Source organism: Pseudomonas sp. AS2.8, from assembly GCF_014190935.1.
Lineage (GTDB): Bacteria > Pseudomonadota > Gammaproteobacteria > Pseudomonadales > Pseudomonadaceae > Chryseomonas.
Window position 1 is genome coordinate 934315 of the sequence record NZ_JACHVV010000001.1, and the last position, 21280, is coordinate 955594.

General features: G+C 66.9%; 20 protein-coding genes, 1 other RNA gene and 1 pseudogene. 15 read left to right on the plus strand and 7 right to left on the minus strand.

Going from position 1 to position 21280, the window contains the following annotated elements; genetic code table 11:
- Positions 1-158: 158 nt before the first annotated feature.
- Entirely contained in the window at positions 159-770 is a 612-nt protein-coding gene (locus FHR73_RS04240; RefSeq protein ID WP_183629713.1) for a TetR/AcrR family transcriptional regulator, read from the plus strand.
- A 15-nt stretch (positions 771-785) separates the two neighbouring features.
- Here FHR73_RS04240 and FHR73_RS04245 read toward each other — a convergent pair whose 3' ends face one another.
- Positions 786-1325, minus strand: coding sequence for a nuclear transport factor 2 family protein (locus FHR73_RS04245; RefSeq protein ID WP_183629714.1), 540 nt, complete (start codon positions 1323-1325; stop codon positions 786-788).
- A gap of 205 nt (positions 1326-1530) precedes the next feature.
- Positions 1531-3237: an amidase gene (locus FHR73_RS04250; RefSeq protein ID WP_183629715.1), complete on the minus strand. Its 1707-nt coding sequence runs from the start codon at positions 3235-3237 to the stop codon at positions 1531-1533.
- A gap of 227 nt (positions 3238-3464) precedes the next feature.
- Between FHR73_RS04250 and FHR73_RS04255 the strand changes: the two genes are divergently transcribed.
- Positions 3465-4403, plus strand: a complete 939-nt coding sequence (locus tag FHR73_RS04255; RefSeq protein WP_183629716.1) for a cation diffusion facilitator family transporter — start codon at positions 3465-3467, stop codon at positions 4401-4403.
- Between the two features lie 10 nt (positions 4404-4413).
- Here the strand turns inward: FHR73_RS04255 and FHR73_RS04260 are convergent, their stop codons facing one another.
- Complete coding sequence (locus FHR73_RS04260; RefSeq protein ID WP_183629717.1) at positions 4414-5667, minus strand: DUF2254 domain-containing protein; 1254 nt, start codon at positions 5665-5667, stop codon at positions 4414-4416.
- Positions 5668-5673: 6 nt separating this feature from the next.
- Entirely contained in the window at positions 5674-6306 is a 633-nt protein-coding gene (locus FHR73_RS04265) for a cyclodeaminase/cyclohydrolase family protein (protein ID WP_183629718.1), read from the minus strand.
- A 186-nt stretch (positions 6307-6492) separates the two neighbouring features.
- Between FHR73_RS04265 and FHR73_RS22435 the strand changes: the two are divergent.
- The 4 genes and pseudogenes from FHR73_RS22435 to FHR73_RS04280 all read left to right on the plus strand — a co-directional run.
- Positions 6493-6864: pseudogene (locus FHR73_RS22435) on the plus strand (gluconate transporter); the annotation flags it as partial.
- Positions 6856-7518, plus strand: a complete 663-nt coding sequence (locus FHR73_RS22440; RefSeq protein WP_409258661.1) for a chromate transporter — start codon at positions 6856-6858, stop codon at positions 7516-7518. The pseudogene FHR73_RS22435 and the gene FHR73_RS22440, both read left to right, overlap by 9 nt.
- Complete coding sequence (locus FHR73_RS04275) at positions 7515-8039, plus strand: chromate transporter (protein ID WP_007158686.1); 525 nt, start codon at positions 7515-7517, stop codon at positions 8037-8039. The genes FHR73_RS22440 and FHR73_RS04275 overlap by 4 nt, the downstream gene beginning before the upstream one ends.
- A gap of 62 nt (positions 8040-8101) precedes the next feature.
- Positions 8102-9013, plus strand: coding sequence for a bestrophin family ion channel (locus FHR73_RS04280; RefSeq protein WP_183629720.1), 912 nt, complete (start codon positions 8102-8104; stop codon positions 9011-9013).
- 128 nt (positions 9014-9141) lie between these two features.
- Here FHR73_RS04280 and FHR73_RS04285 read toward each other — a convergent pair whose 3' ends face one another.
- Complete coding sequence (locus tag FHR73_RS04285) at positions 9142-9336, minus strand: DUF1272 domain-containing protein (RefSeq protein WP_183629721.1); 195 nt, start codon at positions 9334-9336, stop codon at positions 9142-9144.
- A 16-nt stretch (positions 9337-9352) separates the two neighbouring features.
- The gene (locus FHR73_RS04290; protein ID WP_183629722.1) at positions 9353-10339 is read right to left on the minus strand and encodes a GlxA family transcriptional regulator; all 987 of its coding nucleotides are present in this window, start codon (positions 10337-10339) and stop codon (positions 9353-9355) included.
- Between the two features lie 136 nt (positions 10340-10475).
- Here FHR73_RS04290 and scpB point away from each other — a divergent pair, with 136 nt between their 5' ends.
- Positions 10476-11222, plus strand: coding sequence for an SMC-Scp complex subunit ScpB (scpB, locus tag FHR73_RS04295; RefSeq protein ID WP_183629723.1), 747 nt, complete (start codon positions 10476-10478; stop codon positions 11220-11222).
- A 424-nt stretch (positions 11223-11646) separates the two neighbouring features.
- Here the strand turns inward: scpB and gap are convergent, their stop codons facing one another.
- The gene (gene gap / locus FHR73_RS04300) at positions 11647-12651 is read right to left on the minus strand and encodes a type I glyceraldehyde-3-phosphate dehydrogenase (protein ID WP_183629724.1); all 1005 of its coding nucleotides are present in this window, start codon (positions 12649-12651) and stop codon (positions 11647-11649) included.
- Between the two features lie 136 nt (positions 12652-12787).
- Here gap and edd point away from each other — a divergent pair, with 136 nt between their 5' ends.
- From edd to FHR73_RS04340, 8 genes are all read left to right on the plus strand, one after another.
- Complete coding sequence (edd, locus tag FHR73_RS04305; RefSeq protein ID WP_183629725.1) at positions 12788-14617, plus strand: phosphogluconate dehydratase; 1830 nt, start codon at positions 12788-12790, stop codon at positions 14615-14617.
- Entirely contained in the window at positions 14614-15591 is a 978-nt protein-coding gene (locus FHR73_RS04310) for a glucokinase (RefSeq protein WP_145150421.1), read from the plus strand. The genes edd and FHR73_RS04310 overlap by 4 nt, the downstream gene beginning before the upstream one ends.
- 104 nt (positions 15592-15695) lie before the next feature.
- Positions 15696-16436, plus strand: a complete 741-nt coding sequence (locus FHR73_RS04315; RefSeq protein WP_007158678.1) for a response regulator — start codon at positions 15696-15698, stop codon at positions 16434-16436.
- Positions 16426-17874, plus strand: coding sequence for an ATP-binding protein (locus FHR73_RS04320; RefSeq protein WP_183629726.1), 1449 nt, complete (start codon positions 16426-16428; stop codon positions 17872-17874). Before FHR73_RS04315 ends, FHR73_RS04320 begins: the two co-directional genes overlap by 11 nt.
- Before the next feature lie 65 nt (positions 17875-17939).
- A non-coding RNA gene (locus FHR73_RS04325) (sX9 sRNA) lies at positions 17940-18014 on the plus strand.
- Between the two features lie 125 nt (positions 18015-18139).
- Positions 18140-19402 carry an ABC transporter substrate-binding protein gene (locus tag FHR73_RS04330; RefSeq protein ID WP_183629727.1) on the plus strand — a complete coding sequence of 421 codons (1263 nt, stop codon included), beginning with the start codon at positions 18140-18142 and terminating at the stop codon, positions 19400-19402.
- 132 nt (positions 19403-19534) lie between these two features.
- Entirely contained in the window at positions 19535-20452 is a 918-nt protein-coding gene (locus tag FHR73_RS04335) for a carbohydrate ABC transporter permease (protein WP_044342564.1), read from the plus strand.
- Complete coding sequence (locus FHR73_RS04340; protein WP_007158674.1) at positions 20445-21275, plus strand: carbohydrate ABC transporter permease; 831 nt, start codon at positions 20445-20447, stop codon at positions 21273-21275. The genes FHR73_RS04335 and FHR73_RS04340 overlap by 8 nt, the downstream gene beginning before the upstream one ends.
- Positions 21276-21280: the final 5 nt, after the last annotated feature.

Genomic DNA, 21280 nt, shown 5'->3' on the forward strand with positions numbered 1-21280 from the left:
TGCGGCTATCGGCAGGCGTTCAGAATCGGGGGTCGCGGTCACGGCTGGATTCCTTATATATGTATCGATCGGTATATATCTAAGCAGCAGGACCTCTGGCTGGTCAATGAATTCTGTATCGTCTAGTATAAAAATCGAATCTAGCAAGGAGTACGGCTGTGGCTCAGGTGGGGCGTCCCCGGTCCTTCGACCGGACTCAGGCAATCGATGACGCGATGCTGCTGTTCTGGCGCTATGGCTATGAGGCGACGTCACTGACTCGGCTCAAGGCGGCGATCGGCGGCGGCATCACCGCGCCCAGCTTCTATGCGGCCTTCGGTTCGAAGGAGGCGCTGTTCAGGGAGGTGGTCGCCCGCTACATGGAGACCCATGGCCGGGTGAACGATCCGCTGTTCGATGAGGCCCTGGCCCCGCGGGAGGCGATCGCCTCGGCCCTGTCGCGCTCCGCGCGGATGCAGTGCGACGAGCGCCTGCCCAAGGGCTGCCTGGTGGCGCTCGGCACCCTGGGGTCCTATGCGGATGAAGACTCCAGCCTGCCGCTGCCCCTGCGCGAGGCGCGTGCCCGGATCCGCGCCGGTCTGCTGGCCTGCGTCAGGCGCGGGATCGCCCGCGGCGATCTCGCGGTAGGTACCGACGCGTCTGCCCTGGCGACGCTGTTCGAAGGTTTGCTGCTGGGCATTTCACCCATGGCGCGGGATGGCGTGGCGTTGCCCGTGATCGAGGGCGCCATCGCCCTGGCGCTGACGCTCTGGGACGCTCATCGGCCGTGAGCGCACGGGGTGGCGTCAGGGTGCCTGTCGTTCGCCGCTGGGCGTGGCGGGCGAGGGGTCTGCCAGCGCGATGCGGTCGATCACGGCCTGATAGGGGACGAGATCGAGAAAGGCCTCGACCCGGGTCGCCCGTTCCCCGTCCATCTTGAAGATCCAGACGTATTCGTTGCGATAGGGCGCGCCATCGCGCGCCGTGGCCGTGCCGTTCCAGCGCACCACGACCTGGTCCTCCCGTGCCCAGATGCCCTGGACCTGGGGCACGATGGGCGTGGCCAGGCGCTGCGCGAAGGGGCGTACGGCGCGCCTCAGGAAGTCCTCGCGGCCGTGGTAGGTACCCGCCGCCGGCCCGCTGCCCCGGATGGTCCAGACCACGTCGGGCGAGAGCAGGTCGTCGAAGAGACTGCTGCGACCCGCGCTCCAGTTCGCGAAGGCGCTTTCGACCAGGCGCTGGTGGCGTTCAGGGGTGGAGTCGGCGGCTGCGACGCCGCGCCAGGGTCCACTCAGGACGGTGAGCGACAGCAGCACGCTGCCGGTAAGACGCTTGGCTGGATTCATGGCGGTAGGCTCGTGCAGGACGGGATGAGGTGGATGGCGGAGCCGGCCAACGGCGGCTGCCTGGAACCCACCTTAGGCCGCTGGCGGCGTCCGCATAACCGGCACATGGCTGGACACTCCGGTTAGCGCGCCTGGACGCCAGCGGTCACGCGCCGATTCCGGTCGCCGGAGCAAGCCAGGCGGCCAGCGTCCACGCCGTCTCCGCTCAACCCACCAGTGGCGGCGTCCGCGGCGGTACCTGGCGCTTGGAGCCGGTCGCCTCGTAGGCGGCGGCAAGGCGGAGCAGGTGGGTGTCGTCATAGGCGCGACCGGCGAAGGTCAGGCCCACCGGCATGCCGATGTCGGCCATCACGCCCATGGGCACGGTGACGGTCGGCACGCCCAGGTGGCGGATGGCGAGGTTGCCGTTGGCGACCCAGACGCCATTGCTCCAGGCGATGTCGGCCGAGGCGGGATTGATCTCGGCATCCGCCGGGGCCACGTCGGCCACGGTGGGGAAGAGCACGGCGTCCAGGCCCTGGGCCTCCAGCCAGTCTTCCAGGTCCAGCTTGCGCGTCCGCTCCAGGCCGCGCAGGCCGTCGGGGAGGGTAGTGATCTGCTCCAGGGTCTTGAGCCCCCGTTCGGCCATGCGCACGTATTCGGCCATGCCAGCGGCCAGGTCGCCTTCCCGATTGGGCAGGGTGCCGGGTTCGTGGGGAAAGATCAGCTCGCCGTCGACGTCCACCAGGCGATTGAGCCTGGGATCGTTGTTGTCGCGCAGGAAGGTGTCGAAGCCCCAGGCGGACAGGTCCCAGAGTTCGTCATGGAGAAACTCGCTGGAGACGATCCCGCGGTTGAACACCGTGGGCGCGCCGGGGCGGTCGCCTTCGCAATTGGAGACCAGCGGGAAGTCCACCTCGATCACGCTGGCGCCGGCGGCTTCCAGCGCCGCGCGGGCCTGTTCCCAGAGGGCGATCACCGAGTCGCGGGTCTGGATGCGCTGACCGGTGGGACCGCCGATGCCGGGATTCTCGCTGGTGCCGGCGTCCGGATCCTGGTTGATGAACATGCGCGGCACGCCCAGGCGCTTGCCGGCCAGGGCATTGGGACCGGTGGCCAGGGCCGGATAGGACGCCGGGCGTACCGCCGAGGCCAGCGGCAGCGGTACCCAGGGCTGCAGGCGCCAGAGGTCGCCGGAGGTGTCGGGATCGTCGGCCACCACCACGTCGAGCACCTCCAGCAGGTCGGCCATGGTGCGAGCATAGGGCACCACCACGTCCATGGTCGGCGTCAGCGGCCAGTTGCCGCGCACCGAAATGACCCCGCGCGAGGGGGTGTAGGCGCACAGGCCGTTGTTGGACGCCGGCCCGCGACCGCTGGACCAGGTCTCCTCGGCCAGGCCGAAGGCGGCGAAGCTGGCCGCGGTGGCGGTGCCGGCACCGTTGGAGGAGCCGGAGGCGAAGGGCGCGGTCAGGTAGCCGGCGTTGTAGGGGCTTTCGGCGCGGCCATAGAAGCCGCGCTGCATGCCGCCGTTGGCCATGGGCGGCATGTTGGTCTTGCCCAGGCAGATGGCGCCGGCGGCGCGCAGCCGTTCGACGGTAAAGGCGTCGCGCTGGGCGACCAGATCCTTGAAGGCCGGACTGCCGGAGGCGGCGGTGAGCCCCTTGACCAGGTAACTGTCCTTGGCCGTGTAGGGAATGCCGTCCAGCGGTCCCAGGGCCTCGCCACGGGCGCGGCGGCGATCGGACGCGGCGGCTTCGGCCAGGGCCTCGGGATTGCGCACCACCACGGCATTGAGCGCCGTGGCGCTGGTGGGCGGATCGTAGGCGTCGATCCGGGCCAGATAGGCCTCGACCAGTTGCACCGCAGTGGTCTGGCCGGTTTCGAGTGCGCGACGCAACTCGGCGATGGAGCGTTCGGTAACTTCGATCATGGTGGGTCGCCGTTGAGGATTCCGCGATACGGGAGAGGCGGCTGCCAGAGATCCCGAAAGAAAAAAGCACCGGTGCAGTGTACACCCGAAGCCTGCCGGCTTCTGATTGCGTCCGCGCATGGAGGCCTTGCCGGACCGCCCATGCAGGGCGGCCTGGCGACCTCTATGCTTGGCCTGATGTGAAGCTGTTCGCCACGCCTGGCGGCGATCAGTGACCGGAGTCGAGCATGTTGAAACGCCTGAACAACGAGCGCACGGTGCTGCGCTTTTCCATCGCCATCACCGTGCTGCTGGCGGCCGTGGGCATCGCCTTCGGGGTGCTGTCCGGTTCCTACGCCATCGTCTTCGACGGCTTCTATTCGCTGACCGACGCTTTCATGAGCGGCGTGGCGCTGCTGGTGGCCATGCTGATCCACCGGCATGCGCAGGAACCGGAGGGCGACCGGCGGCTGGCCGAGCGCTTCAACATGGGTTTCTGGCACCTCGAACCCATGGTCCTGGCGCTCAACGGCAGCGTGTTGTGCATCGTGGCCTGTTATGCGCTGGTCAACTCGATCATCAGCCTGATGAGTGGCGGCAAGGCACTGGCGTTCGGCATGGCGCTGCTCTATGCGCTGTTCGCGGCCCTGAGCTGCTTCGGTTTCGCCGCCCTGGTGCACCGGTTGAACCGCGACATCCAGTCGGACTTTCTCAGGCTCGACATCAAGAGCTGGATCATGTCGGGCAGCATCTCGGCCGCCCTGGTGGTGGCCTTCCTGGTCGGCGCCCTGGCCCAGGGCACGGCCTATGCCTGGATCACGCCCTACATCGATCCCCTGGTACTGTCGATCATCTGCGTGCTGATCATTCCCATCCCCCTGAAGCTGGTCTGGCAGGCCGTCAGGGAGATCCTCATGGTGACCCCGCCGGAGCTCAAGCAGCAGGTCGATGAGATCGCCCGGGGCATGGTCGCGCGCTTCGGCTTTCTCGACTATCGCGCCTATGTGGCCAAGGTCGGACGGGCGCGGCAGATCGAGTTGTACTTCATCGTGCCCCTGGGGTGGCCGGCCAAGACCCTGGACGAATGGGACGCCATCCGCGACCAGATCGGCGAGGCCATCGGCGGCGAGGGGCCGGACCGCTGGCTGACCATCGCCTTCACCACCGATCCGGCCTGGTCGCGCTAGCGACACATTGCTAGCGCGCCGTACAGAGGCGTTCGACGTCCGCGGCCAGTTGCTGGAGGATGACGCGGTCTTCGGCCTGGCCGAGGGTGGCCTCGGCCCGCGCCAGTGCCAGGCGTGAATGCCGCAGGCACTCGCGCCTGATCCGCGCATCACCCTGGACCGCCAGGCGCGCCAGGGCTTTCTGCAAGCGCATGCCCACTTCCACCAGCGGCGCCGCGTCGCGGCCCACCGGCAGGAAGAAGTCGTCGAACAGATCGTCCAGCGACAGGTCCGGCACCTCGATCCGCGGATAGCGGGGCTCGACCGCCTCGCGGCTTTCGGTGAGGGCAGTCAGCAGCCGTTGCGCGCGACCGAGGATGGCAATGGCGGTACCCGAGTCGCTGCGCGAGGGCACCAGCGCCCCGGTGGCGATCTCGCCGAGCACCGTCAGGCCGAAGCGCGGATCCTGGTCATGTACCCGGCGGGCATCCAGGGTGAAGGCGGCGCGCAGGCGCTCGTCCTTTTCCGGCGGCAGGCCCTCTACCCAGAGCAGCGGTTGCGCCGGATCGAGGAAGGCGCCGGGCAGGGCGGCCAGGCGCAGGCGACCCTGGTCGCCGCAGAGGTCAGCCAGCAGCGGCATGTCCACCCGTTGCAGATAACCGGTGCGGTCGGCCATGACCGGGCGGCCACGGGCGGGCTCATCGACGGGCGCCGCCACGCCGCCCAGGTACGGGTGGCTCAGCCAGCGTTGCAGACTGTGTGTGGCGGCGTCTTCGATGCTGTCGCTGGTGGCATCCAGTTGGCCCAGTCGCGAAAGATGGTCGATCCAGCGTAGCAGGGTGAAGACGATCAGCAGGATCACCACCAGGGTCACGGCGAAGAGCACCACCCGGCCGTTGTCGCCGTAGAGCCCGGTGCTCAGGGCGATGATGCCGACCAGGCTGAACAGGAAGGAGCCGAGAAAGGTGGCCAGGGCGTTCTGGGTGGTGCTGTCTTCCAGGAGCAGCGGATAGGCGCGCGGCGTCACGCTGCTGGCGGCGGCGTTGTAGGCCGTCACCATGGTGCTCAGGGAAAAGGTGGTCACCGCCAGCATGCTGCTGGCGATGATGGTGAGGATCTTGTCGACGGCATCGGCGCCGACCTTGGCCGGCAGCGTCGCCGGGATATGGTCCCGCAGGAGCAGGGCGAGGAGGGCGGTGGCCACGCCGGCGACCGAGAACAGCGTGGCGCGAAACCACAGGCGTCGCTGGAATCCGCGCAGGACCCAGCCCAGGCGGGCCAGCACCGGCCGTCAGCCCATGGCCGGCGGGACGGGGGTGGCGCTCAGCTGGGCGAGACGCTGGTCGGCCTGTTGCCTGAGCTTGTCGCGCATCTGCCGGGCGGCTTCGCGGGCATCGCCGGATTTCAGGCCGTTGCGGTCGGCGTCCACGGTGGTGAGCACCGCGCCCAGGGCGCCATGCACCAGGCGGCCGCCGGCCAGGGTGTCGCTGCGCAGCGGTTCGACGGTGAGCGGCGTGGCGATGACGGCGAGATCCAGGGCTTCCAGGCACAGCTGGGCGGTGGCGATGGGGATCTGCACGGCGTTGGCCGCGGCCAGATTGAGCGCCTGCTGGCGGCGCTCGCCCTCGGCACTGGCGCCGCTGGCCTGGCGATCAGCTTCCAGGTAGTTGGCGAAGGCCTGGACGTCGGCATCGGCGCAGGTGCTCAGGGCTTCCTGCAGACGCTCGCCCACGGCGATCAGGTCGGCATGGCGAGTCACCGGCTGGCGCTGCTGGCTGAGCTTGAGGCCCTTGAGGATCAGCGCGACACCCAGGCAGGCCGCCACGGTGGCCGCCGCGCCGCTGCCCGGGGTGGGCAGGGTGGAGCCGGTGCCGTCGCGAAACTGGGCGAGGGTCTGCTGCCAGAGAGTAGAGGTTTCGTTCATGCCAACCGCCTGCAAGCAAAAGGGAAGGGGATTCGGTCACGACCGACCGCAGTTTGGATCGTGCGAAACGGCTGAGGTTCGCAAGCTAAGTGCAATAAGGGACAGGGTTTATGTCGATTTGCGTCGTACTGCGGAGGGCGTTTTAGTCAAGGTGATCCTGAAACAATAAGTTACAAGGAGCCGGCTGTGGATCCTGCTGCGCTGGCCTGGGTCGTCCACGACACCCGGCTGATCTCCTGCTGTCTGGCCATCGTCCTGCTCATGGGCGCCACCCGCCTGCCCCCCTTCCCGTCCATCCTCATCGGTACCTTCATCGCCGGCCTGGGCGCCGGCTTGCCCGCCGAAGTCGTGGCCAAGGCCTTCAGCAAGGGTGCGGGAGGCATCCTCGGCGAGGCCGGCATCATCATCGCGCTGGGGTCCAAGCTCGGCGCGCTGATGGCCGAATCCGGCGCCGCCGACCGTATCGCCAGTACCCTGCTGGGGCTGGGCAAGGGCCGCAGCCTGCCGTGGGTCAAGGCGCTGGTGGCCATGCTGCGCGAATACTTCGGCCTGGGGCTCAAGCAGACCCTGTGGGCTGCTTGGTGCTGCAGACCCTCATTTCCGTCATCGGCGTTGCAGGTACGCTATTGTTGTCGCTCTGGATCTGACGAACACCTGCCCATGGATAACGACTCCACCTCGAATCGGCCGCGGCGCCGTGATCTGTTCCTGGGCTTCTTCGGCCTGGGCATCACGGCCTTCGGCGGGGTGCTGCCGCTGGCGCGGCGCTACCTGGTGGAGAAACGGCGCTGGCTGTCGGCGGAGGAATTCACCGAATTGCTCGGCCTCTGCCAGTTCCTCCCAGGCGGCAACATCATCAATCTCTCGGTGGCGGTGGGCATGAGATTCGCCGGCTGGAGCGGCGCCCTGGCCGCTGCCGCCGGATTGCTGGTGGGCCCGACCCTGGTGGTGGTCGGCTTGGGGGTGCTCTATGACCGCTACCACGACGATCCACTGGTAGGACGGGCCTTCGCCGGGCTCGCCGCGGCGGCGGCCGGGCTGCTGGTGGCCATGGCGGTCAAGCTGGTCCAGCCCCTGCGCGGTCGCTGGCTGGCCCTGGGCATCGCCTGCCTGGCCTTTCTCGCCCTGGCGCTGCTCAAGCTACCACTGCTCTGGACCATGCTGGTGCTCACCCCCGTCAGCGTGCTGCTCAGCTATCGGCAGGGCCTATGAGCACGACCCTGCTGGCGCTGGCGCTGATCTTCACCCAGCTGTCGCTGCTGGCCTTCGGCGGCGGCAACTCGGTGTTGCCAGAGATGCAGCGCCAGGTGGTGACGGTGCACGGCTGGATGAGCGCCGCCGACTTCGCCGCGCTGTTCGCCCTGGCCCAGGCCGCGCCCGGTCCCAATCTGATGATCGTGCCGCTGATCGGCTGGCACGTGGCCGGCTGGCCTGGGCTGCTGGTGACCTCCCTGGCCAAGTTCGTGCCGTCCTCGCTGCTGACCCTGGGGGTGCTGCACCTCTGGCAGCGCTTCGCCGACCGCCCCTGGCGCCGTCATCTGCAGGCCGGGCTGGTGCCGGTCACCGTCGGCCTGGTGGCGGCCAGCGCCTGGCTGGTGGGCAGCAGCGTGGCCACCGCGCCGCTGTGGGTGCTGATCCTGGCGGCAGGCGCCCTGGGCTCACTGTTCACCCGCTGGCACCCGCTGTGGCTGCTGGCCGGCGGAGCCCTGGTCGGGGTGCTGTTCGGACCCTGACCCACCAGGCACTGTCGGGCGCGGGCGGCGTCGAAGCCAGAACCTCACGCGAGAGTACCCCTGTGATTACTCGTCCCCAGAATCCCTCGCTGCGCGAACTGCTGTTCACGGTGCGCGGCTCCATCGTCCAGGCGATCTGGCCCAAGCTGCTCTATGTGGTGCTGCTGAGCCTGGCGGTGACCCTGAGCCATGGCGTCTTCCTGCGCTTCGACTTCGGCCTGACCACCACGCCGCTGACGCTCTGGGGGCTGACCCTGGCGATCTTTCTCGGCTTTCGTAACACCACCGCCTACCAGCGCTTCTGGGAAGCCCGGGGTCTCTGGGGCGAATTACTGATCGCCGGGCGCAACCTGGCGCGCCAAGTGGAGACCCTGCTACCTGGCCTGAGCCCGACCGAGCGCCGCCAGCTGCTGACCCCGCTATTGGCCTTTGGTTATGCCCTGCGTGACCACCTGCGCCGTGAGGCACCGTCGGCCGATCTGCAACGGGTGCTGGCGGGGGAGGAGAGCCTGCTCGCGGCTCCTCACCGACCCAGTGCGCTGATCCGTCGGCTGGGCACCCGCCTGGTCGCCCGGGCGCGCGAGGAAGGCCTCGGCGATCCGCTGATCGCCAACCTCGACCAGCAACTGGACCGATTGACCGCGGTACTCAGCGGCTGCGAGCGCATCCGTCAGACGCCCATTCCCTATCCCTACATCCTGATGCTGCACCGGGTGGTGCACGTCTATTGCTTTCTGCTGCCGTTCTGCCTGGTGGACAGCCTGGGCTGGTTCACGCCCCTGGCGGTGCTGGTGCTGGCCTACACCTTCTTCGGCCTGGACGCCCTGGGCGACCAGATCGCCGATCCCTTCGGTACCCGGCCCAACCACCTGCCGCTGGATGCCCTCAGCCGCGGCCTGGAGATCGCCGTGCTGGACCTGCTGGGCGAGCCCACCCCCGAGCCGATCCGGGCGGAGGCGGGGTTGTTGCGGTAAGGGCAGGGCGGACAGGCCCCTCTCCCCAGTGGGAGAGGGCTGGGGTGAGGGCACGCCGCACTGCGGACAACCAGGAAAAAAGCTGCACCGTTTTCCACGTGACGGCTGACTATATGCCCGCCGCTGATTCAGTCTTCCGTGTCCTTTGGTACCCGCCGCGGCCGTCTCAGCAATTCCCCCTGGCAATTCGGACACCGCCCCTGCAACGGCCCCGCGGCGCATTCCGCGCAAAAGGTGCACTCATAGGAGCAGATCACCGCCTCCTCGCTGTCCATCGGCAGGGCCTTGGCGCAGTGTTCACACGAGGTACGCATGTCCAGCATGACCGTCTCTCCCTGGTCAGGCGCCAAAGCGCGCCGCGTAGTCCTGGGGGCTGACCGCCAGGTGCTTGTGAAAGGTGCGCCGGAGATTTTCCGGATGGCCGAAGCCGCACAGGCGCGAGACGGTGGCGATGGAGGCCTGGCCGTCCTGCAGGAGCACCCGCGCCGTCTCCAGGCGCACCTGCTCGACGTAGCGACCCGGGCCCATGCCTACCTCGCGACTGAACAGGCGCGACAGGGTGCGCGGCGCCATATGGGCGCGTTCGGCGAGGCGCTCCAGGCCCAGGTCTTCCCCCAGGTGACCGGGAATCCAGTCGAGCAGGGCGGCTAGTCGCGGCGTCCGTCCCGGATCGGGTGCCAGGCAGGCGCTGAATTGCGCCTGGCCTCCGGGGCGGCGCAGGAACATCACCAGCCGGCGCGCCACCGCCAGGGCCAGTGGCCGTCCGAGATCGGCTTCCACCAGCGCCAGGGCCAGGTCGATGCCAGCGGTGACGCCGGCCGAGGTGAACACATGGGGATCGCCATCGCGTCCCTGGGGATCATAGGTATGCAGGCGATCGCCCTGTACCGCGATGGCCGGAAAGGTCGCGAGTTCCTCGACATAGGCCCAATGGGTGGTGGCGCGTCGGCCGTCCAGCAGCCCGGCGCTGGCCAGCAGCAGGGCGCCGGAACACACCGAGCCTAGCCGTCGTACCCGGGGTTCCAAGTCGCGCAGCCAGGCCAGCAGGCCGGTATCCTGGCGCAGCGTCTCGATACCCAGGCCGCCGGGAATCAGCAGAGTGTCCACCTCGTCCACGTCGAGGTCGTACCAGCCCTGTTCGGCCTGGATGCCGATCCCGGCGGAGGTACGTACCAGACCTTCGGCGGCGCCCAGCAGGCGCAACTGATAGTGGGCGGGCAGGCCCTGGCGCTCCCGCTCCAGATTGGCCGAGGCGAACACCTGCAGCGGACCGGTGACGTCCAGACTCATGACATCGGGATAGAGCAGGGCGGCGATCAGCGGCATGGGGGCTCTCCGTAGCGATTCGCCGAGCATGCCTGGGAGGCCAGGCTGGCGACAAGGTCAAACACCCCACGGATCTGGCCATCCCGCGGCAGGTTGGATTTGGCGGGGCCGGCGCCCGGCCTTATCATCGCCGCCCATGAACTACACCGATCCCAAGCAACTGGCACCCCTGCTGGAAGCCATCCTGCTCGCCGCCGGCCGCCCCCTGACCCTGGAGCGCCTGGCCGAACTCTTCGAAGAGTACGAACGCCCCGAGCCCGCCCACCTGCGCGCCGGTCTCGCGGTGCTCGGCGGGTCCTGCCGCAAGCGCGGTTTCGAACTCAAGGAAGTGGCCTCCGGCTATCGTCTGCAGGTGCGCGAAAAGTACGCGTCCTGGGTCGGGCGCCTCTGGGAGGAACGCCCACCGCGCTACTCCCGCGCCATGCTGGAGACCCTGGCGCTGATCGCCTATCGGCAGCCCATCACCCGTGGCGAGATCGAGGAGGTGCGCGGGGTGGCGGTCAACAGCCAGATCGTCAAGACACTGCTGGAGCGCGACTGGATCCGCGTGGTCGGCTATCGCGACGTACCCGGCCGCCCGGCGATGTTCGCCACCACCAGGACCTTTCTCGATTATTTCGACCTGCGCAGCCTCGACCAGCTGCCGCCTTTGGCCGAGGTCCGCCAGCTGGAGCCCGAACCGGCCTCGGTGCTTGAAGACCCCGAGCTGAGCCTGGCGGCGCTGGGCGTCGGTGATGTGGAAGCAGCGGAGGAGGGCACCCTGGTGATCCCCGAGCGCACCAGCTTTCGCACCCTGCTCACCGAGCTGGACGCCATGGAAACCGGCCTCAAGACCGACTTCGACGACCTGCGCCAGGCGGTGGACAAGGAAGACGAGGATTGAGTCGGGCCCGTTGGGCTTCGCGCTGCTTAACCCAACCTACGCGCTGAACCGCCCCTTTCCTGCCGAAAGCAGACCCCTCGTTCGAACAGCCCCCTCTCCCTCGGGGAGAGGTTGGGGTGAGGGCACGCTTCACGATGAATGCCCAGGCGGAAAAGGCTGCGCCGTTTTCCACGCTACGGTGCTCCCCTGACTGCGGAAGATCACCCCTCGCCCTCACCCCAACCCTCTCCCTCGGGGAGAGGGTTGGGGTGAGGGCGCGCTTCACGATGAATGCCCAAGCGGATAAGGCCGCGCCGTTTGCCACGCTGCGGCTGTCCCCCTCTCCACGCGCTCGTAGGTTGGCGCTGAGCGCAGCGAAGCCCAACACGTCTGCCCAACATGAAAAAAGCGCCCGAAGGCGCTTTTTCTGGACGACCTACAGACCTCAGGCCGGCGCGTTGACCAGCGCCTTGCAGGTATCGAGCATCCGGTTGGAGAAGCCCCACTCGTTGTCGTACCAGGCCATGATCTTCACCAGCTTGCCGCTCACCTTGGTGTGGTTGGCGTCGAAGATCGACGACAGGCGGTTGTGGTTGAAGTCGATCGAGACCAGCGGCTTGTCGTTGTAGCCCAGTACCGGCGAGGCTTCGGCCGCGGCCTTCATGAAGGCGTTGATGGTCTTGGCGTCGGTTTCCTTGGCGGTCAGGATGGTCAAATCGACCAGCGACACGTTGATGGTCGGTACGCGCACCGCCATGCCGCTAAACTTGCCTTGCAGCTCCGGCAGAACCAGACCCACGGCCTCGGCGGCACCGGTCTTGGTCGGGATCATCGACTGGGTGGCCGAACGCGCCCGGAAGGGGTCGGAGTGGTAGACGTCCGACAGGTTCTGGTCGTTGGTGTAGGCATGGATGGTGGTCATCAGACCGTTCTCGATACCCAGCTCGCGCTGCAGCACCTGGGCGACCGGCGCCAGGCAGTTGGTGGTGCAGGAGGCGTTGGAGATGATCTGGTGCGACTGGCGCAGGATGTTGTCGTTGACGCCATAAACGATGGTGGCGTCCACGTCCTTGCCCGGGGCCGAGATGATCACCTTGGCGGCGCCGGCTTCCAGATGGGCGGCGGCCTTGTCGCGGTTGGTGAAGAGACCGGTGCATTCGAACACCACGTCGATCTTCATGTCCTTCCACGGCAGCTCGGCCGGGTTGCGGATGGCCGTCACGGCGATACGGTCGCCATTGACCACCAGCTTGTCGCCCTCGACGGACACCTCGGCAGGGAAGCGGTCATGAACGCTGTCATACTGTAGGAGATGCGCATTGATGGCGGCGTCGCCCAGGTCGTTGATCGCGACGACCTCCAGGTCCTGGCGATAGCCCTCGGTATACAGCGCCCGCAGCACGTTGCGGCCGATGCGTCCAAAACCATTGATGGCAATACGAATACTCATTGAGAGAAACCTCGCGATAGCTGGGTTTTGTTGTAAAAAACATTACACATGACGCGTGCTAAGCGGAATAATAGCGCCAATTTGGCTGTGAATGTTTTAAATAACAACAAATTTAGCCCGGTGGAGAATCGAAACCATGCATCCTCGCGTCCTCGAAGTCACACAGCGGTTGGTGGAACGCAGTCGTCCGACCCGTGAGCGTTACCTCGCCATGATCCGGGCCGCCGCCAGCGACGGTCCGCAGCGCGGCAAGCTGCAATGCGCCAATTTCGCCCATGGCGTCGCCGGGTGTGGATCCTCGACGGATAAGCAGCGCCTCCGTTTGATGGACCAGGCCAACGTCGCCATCGTTTCCAGCTACAACGACATGTTGTCGGCTCACCAGCCCTATGAGCACTATCCGGAGCTGATCAAGCAGGCCCTGCGCGAGATCGGCTCCGTCGGTCAGTTCGCCGGCGGCGTACCGGCCATGTGCGATGGCGTGACCCAGGGCGAGGCCGGCATGGAGCTGAGTCTTGCGAGTCGCGAAGTCATCGCCATGTCCACCGCCGTGGCCCTGTCGCACAATATGTTCGACGCCGCGCTGCTGCTGGGCATCTGCGACAAGATCATTCCTGGCCTGATGATCGGCGCGCTGCGCTTCGGCCATCTGCCGATGATCTTCGTCCCGGGCGGCCCCATGCCATCGGGCATCTCCAACAAGGAGAAGGCGCGCGTGCGCCAGGCCTTCGCCGAGGGCAAGGCGACCCGCGAAGAGCTGCTGGAGTCGGAGATGAAGTCCTACCACAGCCCCGGCACCTGTACCTTCTATGGCACCGCCAACACCAACCAGGTGGTGATGGAGGTCATGGGCCTGCACCTGCCGGGTTCCTCCTTCGTCAATCCCTATACCCCGCTGCGTGACGAACTCACCCGCGAGGCGGCGCGCCAGGTGACCCGTATCACCCACCAGGGCGGCAACTTCATGCCGTTGGGCGAGATTGTCGACGAGAAGTCCATCGTCAACTCGGTGGTGGCCCTGAGCGCCACCGGTGGCTCGACCAACCACACCCTGCACATCCCGGCCATCGCCCAGGCCGCCGGCATCCAGCTGACGTGGGACGACATGGCCGAGATCTCGGCGGTGACCCCGACCCTGGCGCAGGTCTATCCCAACGGCAAGGCCGACGTGAACCACTTCCACGCCGCCGGTGGGGTCAACTTCATGGTGCACACCCTGCTCGAAGCCGGGCTGCTGCACGAAGACGTCAACACCATTATGGGCCGCGGCCTGTCGCGCTACCTGCAGGAACCCTTCCTGGTGGACGGCAAGCTGGAATGGCGCACCGGCCGGGCCGAGAGCCTGGACGAAGACATCTTGCGTCCGGCCAGCCGCCCGTTCAACGAGGAGGGTGGCCTGCGTGTCATGCAGGGCAACCTCGGGCGTGGCGTGATGAAGGTGTCGGCCGTGGCGCCCAAGCACCAGGTTGTGGAAGCCCAGGCGCGGGTCTTCCATGACCAGAGCGAAATGGCGGCCGCCTTCAAGGCCGGCGAACTGGAACGCGACTTCGTCGCGGTGGTTCGTTTCCAGGGACCCAAGGCCCTGGGCATGCCCGAGCTGCACAAGCTCACCCCCTACCTCGGCGTGCTGCAGGATCGCGGTTTCAAGGTGGCGCTGGTCACCGACGGCCGCATGTCCGGTGCCTCGGGCAAGGTCCCGGCAGCGATCCACGTCTGTCCGGAAGCCATCGACGGCGGTCCGCTGGCCAAGGTCTGTGACGGCGATCTCATCCGCGTCGATGGGCGTACCGGAGATCTGAAGATTCTGGTCCCGGCGGACGAATGGATGGCCCGCGAGGCGGTCGAAGCGCCCCAGGGCACCGGGGTAGGCTGTGGTCGTGAGTTGTTCGCCTTCATGCGCGGCGCCATGAGCACGGCCGAATCGGGTGCCAGTGCATTCACTTCCAGCCTGGAGGCGCTGAAATGAGTTTGGCTTTGGTTGGCGACATCGGGGGCACCAATGCCCGCTTCGCCCTGTGGCGCGACGGTCGCCTGGAGGCCATCGAGGTCTTCGCCTGTGCGGATTACGCCTGTCCGGAAGACGCCGTGCGCAAGTACCTGGCGCAGACCGGCGTGGCGCTGGATGACATCACCGCCGTGTGCCTCGCCTGTGCGGGCCCGGTGGGCGAGGGTGACTTCCGCTTCACCAACAATCACTGGGTCATCAAGCGCGAGCAGTTCTGCCGCGAGCTGGGCCTGACCCATCTGCTGCTGATCAACGACTTCACCTCCATGGCCTGGGCGATCGCCCGCCTGGATCCGGCGGACTCCGTCCAGGTGCGCGACGGCATCGCCTTGCCGACCCGCCCGCGCCTGGTGATCGGGCCGGGCACCGGCCTGGGTCTCGCCAGCCTGGTACCCAGTGGCAAGGATCGCTGGATCGTGCTGCCGAGCGAGGGCGGTCACGTCGACCTGCCGATCAACACCCAGCGCGAATTCGATATCTGGAAGATCCTCAAGCGCCAGTTCGGCAATCACGTCTCCGCCGAGCGCGTGGTGTCCGGCAGCGGCCTGGTCAACCTCTATCACGCGAGTTGCGAACTGGACGGCCGGACCGCCGCCCTGCATAGCGCGGCGGACATCTGCGAGCTGGCGCTCAAGGGCGATGCCTATGCGGATGCGGTGCTGGAGCAGTTCTTCATCTGGCTGGCGCGGGTTGCCGGCAACGCGGCCCTGACCCTGGGCGCCCTGGGTGGCGTCTACATCGCCGGCGGCATCCTGCCGCGCTTCGTCGAGCGCTTCCAGAATGGCGCCTTCGCCCATGCCTTCGCCGACAAGGGCAAGACCAGCAGCGCCTACCTCAAGGACATCCCGGCCTGGCTGGTGACCGCCGAGTATCCGGGGCTGTTCGGTGCCGGCGTCGCCCTGGATCAGACCATCGCCGAGGCCCGGCAGGCCTGATCCACCCCGGGGTCGGGCGACTACTCAAGGTCGCCCGACCCCGGTATGCTGCCGGCACTACCGGTAGCTGGCCCCTGGCCAGAACAACAAGAGCGAACATCGCCATGTCCACCCTGGGCAAATCCCTCCTGGTCGTCGACGACGACGGGGAAATCCGTGAGCTTCTCGACGCCTATCTCACCCGTGCCGGCTATCTGGTGCGCGCCGTCGGCGATGGCCGCGAGTTGCGCCGGGCGCTGGGCGACTTCGTCCCCGATCTGCTGATCCTCGACGTCATGCTCCCCGGCGAAGACGGCTTCGCCCTCTGCCGCTGGATGCGCGAGCAATCCAGTTGCCGCCAGGTGCCCATCATCATGCTCACCGCCAGTTCCGACGAGGCGGATCGGGTCATCGGCCTGGAACTGGGCGCCGACGACTACCTGGGCAAGCCCTTCAGTCCGCGCGAATTGCTGGCGCGCATCAAGGCGCTGCTGCGCCGGGCCGGCTTCGGCGAGACGCGCCCGGCGGCCACCGGTCTGCTGACCTTCGACGACTGGCGCCTGGATCCGGTCAGCCACCGGCTGTTCCATCGCGATGGCGAGGAGGTCATCCTCTCCGGCGCCGATTTCACCCTGCTCAAGCTGTTTCTCGACCATCCCCAGCAGATCCTCGATCGCGACACCATCGCCAATGCCACCCGCGGTCGCGAGGTGCTGCCGCTGGAGCGCATCGTCGACATGGCGGTGAGTCGCCTGCGCCAGCGCCTGAGGGACACCGGCAAGTCGCCGCGGCTGATCCGCACCGTGCGCGGTTCCGGCTACCTGCTCGCCGCCGAGGTCAGCGGACTGGTCGCCGATGCGGTGTAGCGGTCCACTCGCGCGGCTGGTGCCGCGCTCCCTGCTGGCGCGGATGCTGCTGCTGACCCTGCTGGCGGTGCTCCTGGCCCAGGGCGCCTCGGCGCTGTTCTGGTCGGCCTCTCTTCGCAGCGACCGCAACCAGGGCCTGCAGACCGCCGCCCGCAGCCTGGGCTATTCCATCGCCGCCAGCGTGCGTTATTTCAGCCTGCTGCCGCCGGCCTATCGGCCGCTGGTGCTGGAGCAGTTGCGCAACATGGGCGGCACGCGCTTCTTCGTCTCGCTCAACGAAAAGCCGCTGACCATGCAGGCGCTGCCGGACACCCCCGGCCGCCGGGCGGTGCTCCAGGGCGTCGAGGCGGTGCTGCGCGAACGCCTGGGCGCGGCCATGCCCATGTACGTCGAATTCATCGGTCCGCAGCAGTTGCGGCTGTTCAACGGCGCCGTGGCGCTCGACGAACTGCCGCGCTCCTGGGCGCACTATGCCCTGAGTCTGGAGCCGCTGGAGCCGCCGGTGCTGGTGACCCAGATCCGCATCGGCGAAGGGGAGTGGGTCTATCTCGCCACCCTGATGCCAGCGCCCTACTACAGTCTGGACGAGTCCTGGCTGCCGTTGCAGCAACTGCTGTTCATGGTCTTCAGCAGCGCCTTCCTGCTGCTGTTCATCGGCCTGCTGATCCGCTGGCAGAGTCGCCCGCTCAAGCGGCTGTCGCGTGCCGCGCGGGAGCTGTCGCTGGAGGTCCATACGCCACCGGTGCGCGAGGAGGGCGCCCAGGAGATCCGCGAGGTCACCCGCGCCTTCAATGCCATGCGTGAACGCATCGCCCGCTACCTGGACGAGCGCGCCCAGCTGTTCAGCGCTATCTCCCACGACCTGCGCACGCCCATCACCCGGTTGCGCCTGCGCGCCGAACTGGTGGACGACGAGGTGATGCAGGCCAAGCTGGTGCGCGATCTGGACGAGCTGGACCTGCTGGTCAAGGGTGCGCTGCAGTGCGTCAAGGACACCGACATCCACGAGAACCTGGAGCCGGTCGACCTGCAGGCGCTGCTGGAACAGCTGGTGGAGCCCTTCACCCAGGAGCAGCCTCCACGGGTGCGCCTCACCGGACAAGCCCGGGGCACCCTGCTGGGCAAGCCGCTGGCGCTCAAGCGCTGCATCGGCAACCTGCTGGACAACGCCCTCAAGTATGGCTATCGCGCCCACCTGCAGGTGGAAGACGACGGCCAGGCCTTCGTCCTGCATGTCGACGACGAAGGACCGGGGGTGCCGGAGCAGGAGCTGGAGCAGGTGTTCCAGCCCCATGTCCGCCTGGCTACCGACCGCCATGGCTACGGCCTCGGCCTGGGCATCGCCCGCAACCTGGCCCATGCCCATGGTGGCGAGGTGGAGCTGCGCAACCGCCGCGAGGGCGGTCTGCGGGTCACCCTGACCCTGCCGCGCAGCTAGGTCAGAGCGGCTGATAAAACTACTGCGCGTCCGCCAGGCAGGCGCGTGCAGTGCTCGGAATCCTCATGTACCGCTTGTACACTGCGGTTCCTGCACGCCGCGCGCGCCCGCCTGCCAACCGCTCGCTACGTTTTCTCACCGCTCTGACTCCTGCGCTATGTCACCAGCCCGTGACAAATCTCCTTCCCTTCGTTACCCACGGCTGCAGTCGTCTGACTAGACTCGGCCCAGCTCCAATAAAAAAACAACAAGGAACGACCCCCTCATGAATGCGTTGAATCGTCTCGCTCTCGCCGTTTCCCTTTCCTGCGCCGCGCTCGCCGCCCCCCTGACCGCCCATGCCGGTGAGGTCGAGGTGCTGCACTGGTGGACCTCCGGTGGCGAGGCTCGCGCCGTCGATGTCCTCAAGCAACTGATGCAGAAGCAGGGCGATACCTGGAAGGACTTCGCCGTGGCCGGTGGCGCCGGCGAGGCCGCCATGACCGTGCTCAAGACCCGCGCCGTCTCCGGCAATCCGCCGTCCGCTGCCCAGCTCAAGGGCCCGGACATCCAGGAATGGGCCAGCATGGGCTTCCTGGCCAACATCAGCGACATCGCCAAGCAGGGCAACTGGGACACCATCCTGCCCAAGCGCGTGGCCCAGACCATGCAGCACGATGGCGAATACGTCGCGGTGCCGGCCGGCATCCACCGCATCAACTGGCTGTGGATCAACCCCGCCGTCTTCAAGAAGGCCGGCGCCAAGGTCCCCACCACCCTGGACGAATTCTTCGAGGCCGCCGACAAGCTCAAGGCCGCCGGCGTCGTGCCCCTGGCCCATGGCGGCCAGAACTGGCAGGACGGCACCATCTTCGAATCCCTGGTCATGGCCATCATGGGTCCGCAAGGCTACGACAAGGTCTTCGTGCAGACCGATGCCGACACCATCCGCAGCGACAAGATGGTCGAGGTGTTCAAGACCTTCAAGCGCATCAAGGGCTATGTCGATCCCAACGCCGCCGGTCGCGACTGGAACCTGGCCACCGCCATGGTCATCGAGGGCAAGGCGGGCATGCAGATCATGGGTGACTGGGCCAAGGCCGAATTCACCGCTGCCGGCAAGAAGCCGGGCGTCGACTACGAGTGCGTGGTGATGCCGGGCACCCAGGGCGACTTCATCTACAACATCGACTCCCTGGCCATGTTCAAGATCAAGAACAAGGACAACCAGAAGGCCCAGGACGACCTGGTTCGCACCGTCATCGACAAGCCCTTCCAGGAGGTCTTCAACCTTAACAAGGGCTCCATCCCGGTGCGCAACGACATCGACCTGGCCAAGTTCGACAGCTGCGCCCAGCAGTCTGCCAAGGACTTCCAGGCGGCCAACGCCGAGGGCAAGGCCGAGCCGAGCATGGCGCACAGCATGGCCAACACCAGCTATGTGCAGGGTGCGATCTTCGACGTGGTGACCAACTTCTTCAACGACGCCAACGCCGATCCGAAGAAGGCCACCGAGCAACTGGTCGCCGCCATCCAGGCCGCGAAGTAAGGCCAATCGCGGCCATGACGGTCCGCCGCTGCGGCCGCTCCTACAGCTAAAAATCGACCTGTAGGAGCGGCCCATGGTCGCGATCACTCAGGCACCCAAAGCCCAAATAATACCACCCCTTGGGAGCGCCCCATGGCTCTTACCGAAACCCTTCCCGTCGCGACCGTCAGTCGACGTCCGGACCGGCTGCAGCGTCTGCTGCCCAAGCTGGTGCTGGCGCCCACGGCCATCGCCATGGTCGTCTGCCTTTATGGCTACATGCTGTGGACGGCGGTGATTTCCTTTACCAATTCGCGCTTCCTGCCCAGCTACACTTTCGCCGGCTTCGCCCAGTACGCGCGGCTGCTGGAAAACGATCGCTGGCTGGTGGCCTGCAAGAACCTGGCGATCTTTGGCGGCCTGTTCATCCTGCTGAGCCTGGCCATCGGTGTCTTCTTCGCCATCCTGCTGGACCAGCGCATCCGCCGCGAAGGCTTCATCCGCACCATCTACCTCTACCCCATGGCGCTGTCGATGATCGTTACCGGCACCGCTTGGAAGTGGCTGCTCAACCCCGGCATGGGGCTGGACAAGCTCTTGCGCGACTGGGGCTGGGAGGGCTTTCGCTTCGACTGGCTGGTGGATCCCGACCGGGTCATCTACTGCCTGCTGATCGCCGCCCTCTGGCAGGCCTCGGGCTTCGTCATGGCCATGTTCCTCGCCGGGCTGCGCGGCGTGGATTCCTCCATCCTCAGAGCCGCCCAGGTCGACGGGGCGGGGCTGCCGACCATCTACCTGCGCATCGTCCTGCCCAGCCTGCGGCCGGTGTTCTTCAGCGCGGTGATGATCCTCGCCCACATCGCCATCAAGAGCTTCGACCTGGTGATGGCCATGACCGCGGGCGGCCCCGGCTACGCCTCGGACCTGCCGGCGGTGTTCATGTACCAGCACACCTTCACCCGCGGCCAGATGGGCCTGGGTTCGGCCAGTGCGGTGCTGATGCTCGGCGCGGTGCTGGCGGTGCTGGTGCCCTACCTCTACTCGGAACTGCGGAGCAAGCGAAATGGCTAAGGCTCTGAACGTCAATCGCGTGGCCATCCACGCCACCCTGATCATCGCCTGCGCGGTCTATCTGGTGCCGCTGCTGGTGATGCTGCTGACCAGCTTCAAGACCCCGGACGACGTCCGCACCGGCAACCTGCTGAGCCTGCCCCTGGACTGGACGATCATCGGCTGGCTCAAGGCCTGGGACGTGGTGCACAGCTACTTCTGGAACTCCTTCATGATCACCGTCCCGGCGGTGCTCATCTCCACCTTCATTGGCGCGCTCAACGGCTACGCCCTGTCGAAGTGGCAGTTCCGCGGTTCGAATCTGCTGTTCAGCCTGCTGCTGTTCGGCTGCTTCATTCCCTTCCAGGTGATCCTGCTGCCGATGTCCTTCACCCTCGGCCAGCTGGGCCTGGCCAACACCACCGCCGGCCTGGTGCTGGTGCACGTGATCTATGGCCTGGCCTTCACCACGCTGTTCTTTCGCAACTACTACGTGGGCATTCCCGATGCCCTGATCAAGGCGGCGCGGCTGGACGGGGCGGGCTTCTTCACCATCTTCTTCAAGATCCTGCTGCCGCTGTCCACGCCGATCGTGATGGTCAGCCTGATCTGGCAGTTCACCCAGGTATGGAACGACTTCCTGTTCGGCGTGGTGTTCGCCAGCGGCTCGTCGCAGCCCATCACCGTCGCCCTCAACAACCTGGTCAACACCAGCACCGGCGCCAAGGAATACAACGTCGACATGGCCGCCGCCATGATCGCCGCGCTGCCGACGCTGCTGGTCTACATCTTCGCTGGCAAGTATTTCGTCCGGGGCCTGACCTCGGGCGTGGTCAAAGGATAAGGAAG

What these genes read in the sequence shown, in the direction of transcription:
- FHR73_RS04315 (WP_007158678.1), top strand. Translation starts at nt 15,696, where the DNA reads ATGTCCACCCTGGGCAAATCCCTCCTGGTCGTCGACGACGACGGGGAA.
- edd (WP_183629725.1), top strand. Translation starts at nt 12,788, where the DNA reads ATGCATCCTCGCGTCCTCGAAGTCACACAGCGGTTGGTGGAACGCAGT.
- FHR73_RS04255 (WP_183629716.1), top strand. Translation starts at nt 3,465, where the DNA reads ATGTTGAAACGCCTGAACAACGAGCGCACGGTGCTGCGCTTTTCCATC.
- FHR73_RS04320 (WP_183629726.1), top strand. Translation starts at nt 16,426, where the DNA reads ATGCGGTGTAGCGGTCCACTCGCGCGGCTGGTGCCGCGCTCCCTGCTG.
- FHR73_RS04290 (WP_183629722.1), bottom strand. Translation starts at nt 10,339, where the DNA reads ATGCCGCTGATCGCCGCCCTGCTCTATCCCGATGTCATGAGTCTGGAC.
- FHR73_RS04335 (WP_044342564.1), top strand. Translation starts at nt 19,535, where the DNA reads ATGGCTCTTACCGAAACCCTTCCCGTCGCGACCGTCAGTCGACGTCCG.
- gap (WP_183629724.1), bottom strand. Translation starts at nt 12,651, where the DNA reads ATGAGTATTCGTATTGCCATCAATGGTTTTGGACGCATCGGCCGCAAC.
- FHR73_RS04245 (WP_183629714.1), bottom strand. Translation starts at nt 1,325, where the DNA reads ATGAATCCAGCCAAGCGTCTTACCGGCAGCGTGCTGCTGTCGCTCACC.
- scpB (WP_183629723.1), top strand. Translation starts at nt 10,476, where the DNA reads ATGAACTACACCGATCCCAAGCAACTGGCACCCCTGCTGGAAGCCATC.
- FHR73_RS04340 (WP_007158674.1), top strand. Translation starts at nt 20,445, where the DNA reads ATGGCTAAGGCTCTGAACGTCAATCGCGTGGCCATCCACGCCACCCTG.
- FHR73_RS04310 (WP_145150421.1), top strand. Translation starts at nt 14,614, where the DNA reads ATGAGTTTGGCTTTGGTTGGCGACATCGGGGGCACCAATGCCCGCTTC.
- FHR73_RS04250 (WP_183629715.1), bottom strand. Translation starts at nt 3,237, where the DNA reads ATGATCGAAGTTACCGAACGCTCCATCGCCGAGTTGCGTCGCGCACTC.
- FHR73_RS04275 (WP_007158686.1), top strand. Translation starts at nt 7,515, where the DNA reads ATGAGCACGACCCTGCTGGCGCTGGCGCTGATCTTCACCCAGCTGTCG.
- FHR73_RS04330 (WP_183629727.1), top strand. Translation starts at nt 18,140, where the DNA reads ATGAATGCGTTGAATCGTCTCGCTCTCGCCGTTTCCCTTTCCTGCGCC.
- FHR73_RS04285 (WP_183629721.1), bottom strand. Translation starts at nt 9,336, where the DNA reads ATGCTGGACATGCGTACCTCGTGTGAACACTGCGCCAAGGCCCTGCCG.
- FHR73_RS04265 (WP_183629718.1), bottom strand. Translation starts at nt 6,306, where the DNA reads ATGAACGAAACCTCTACTCTCTGGCAGCAGACCCTCGCCCAGTTTCGC.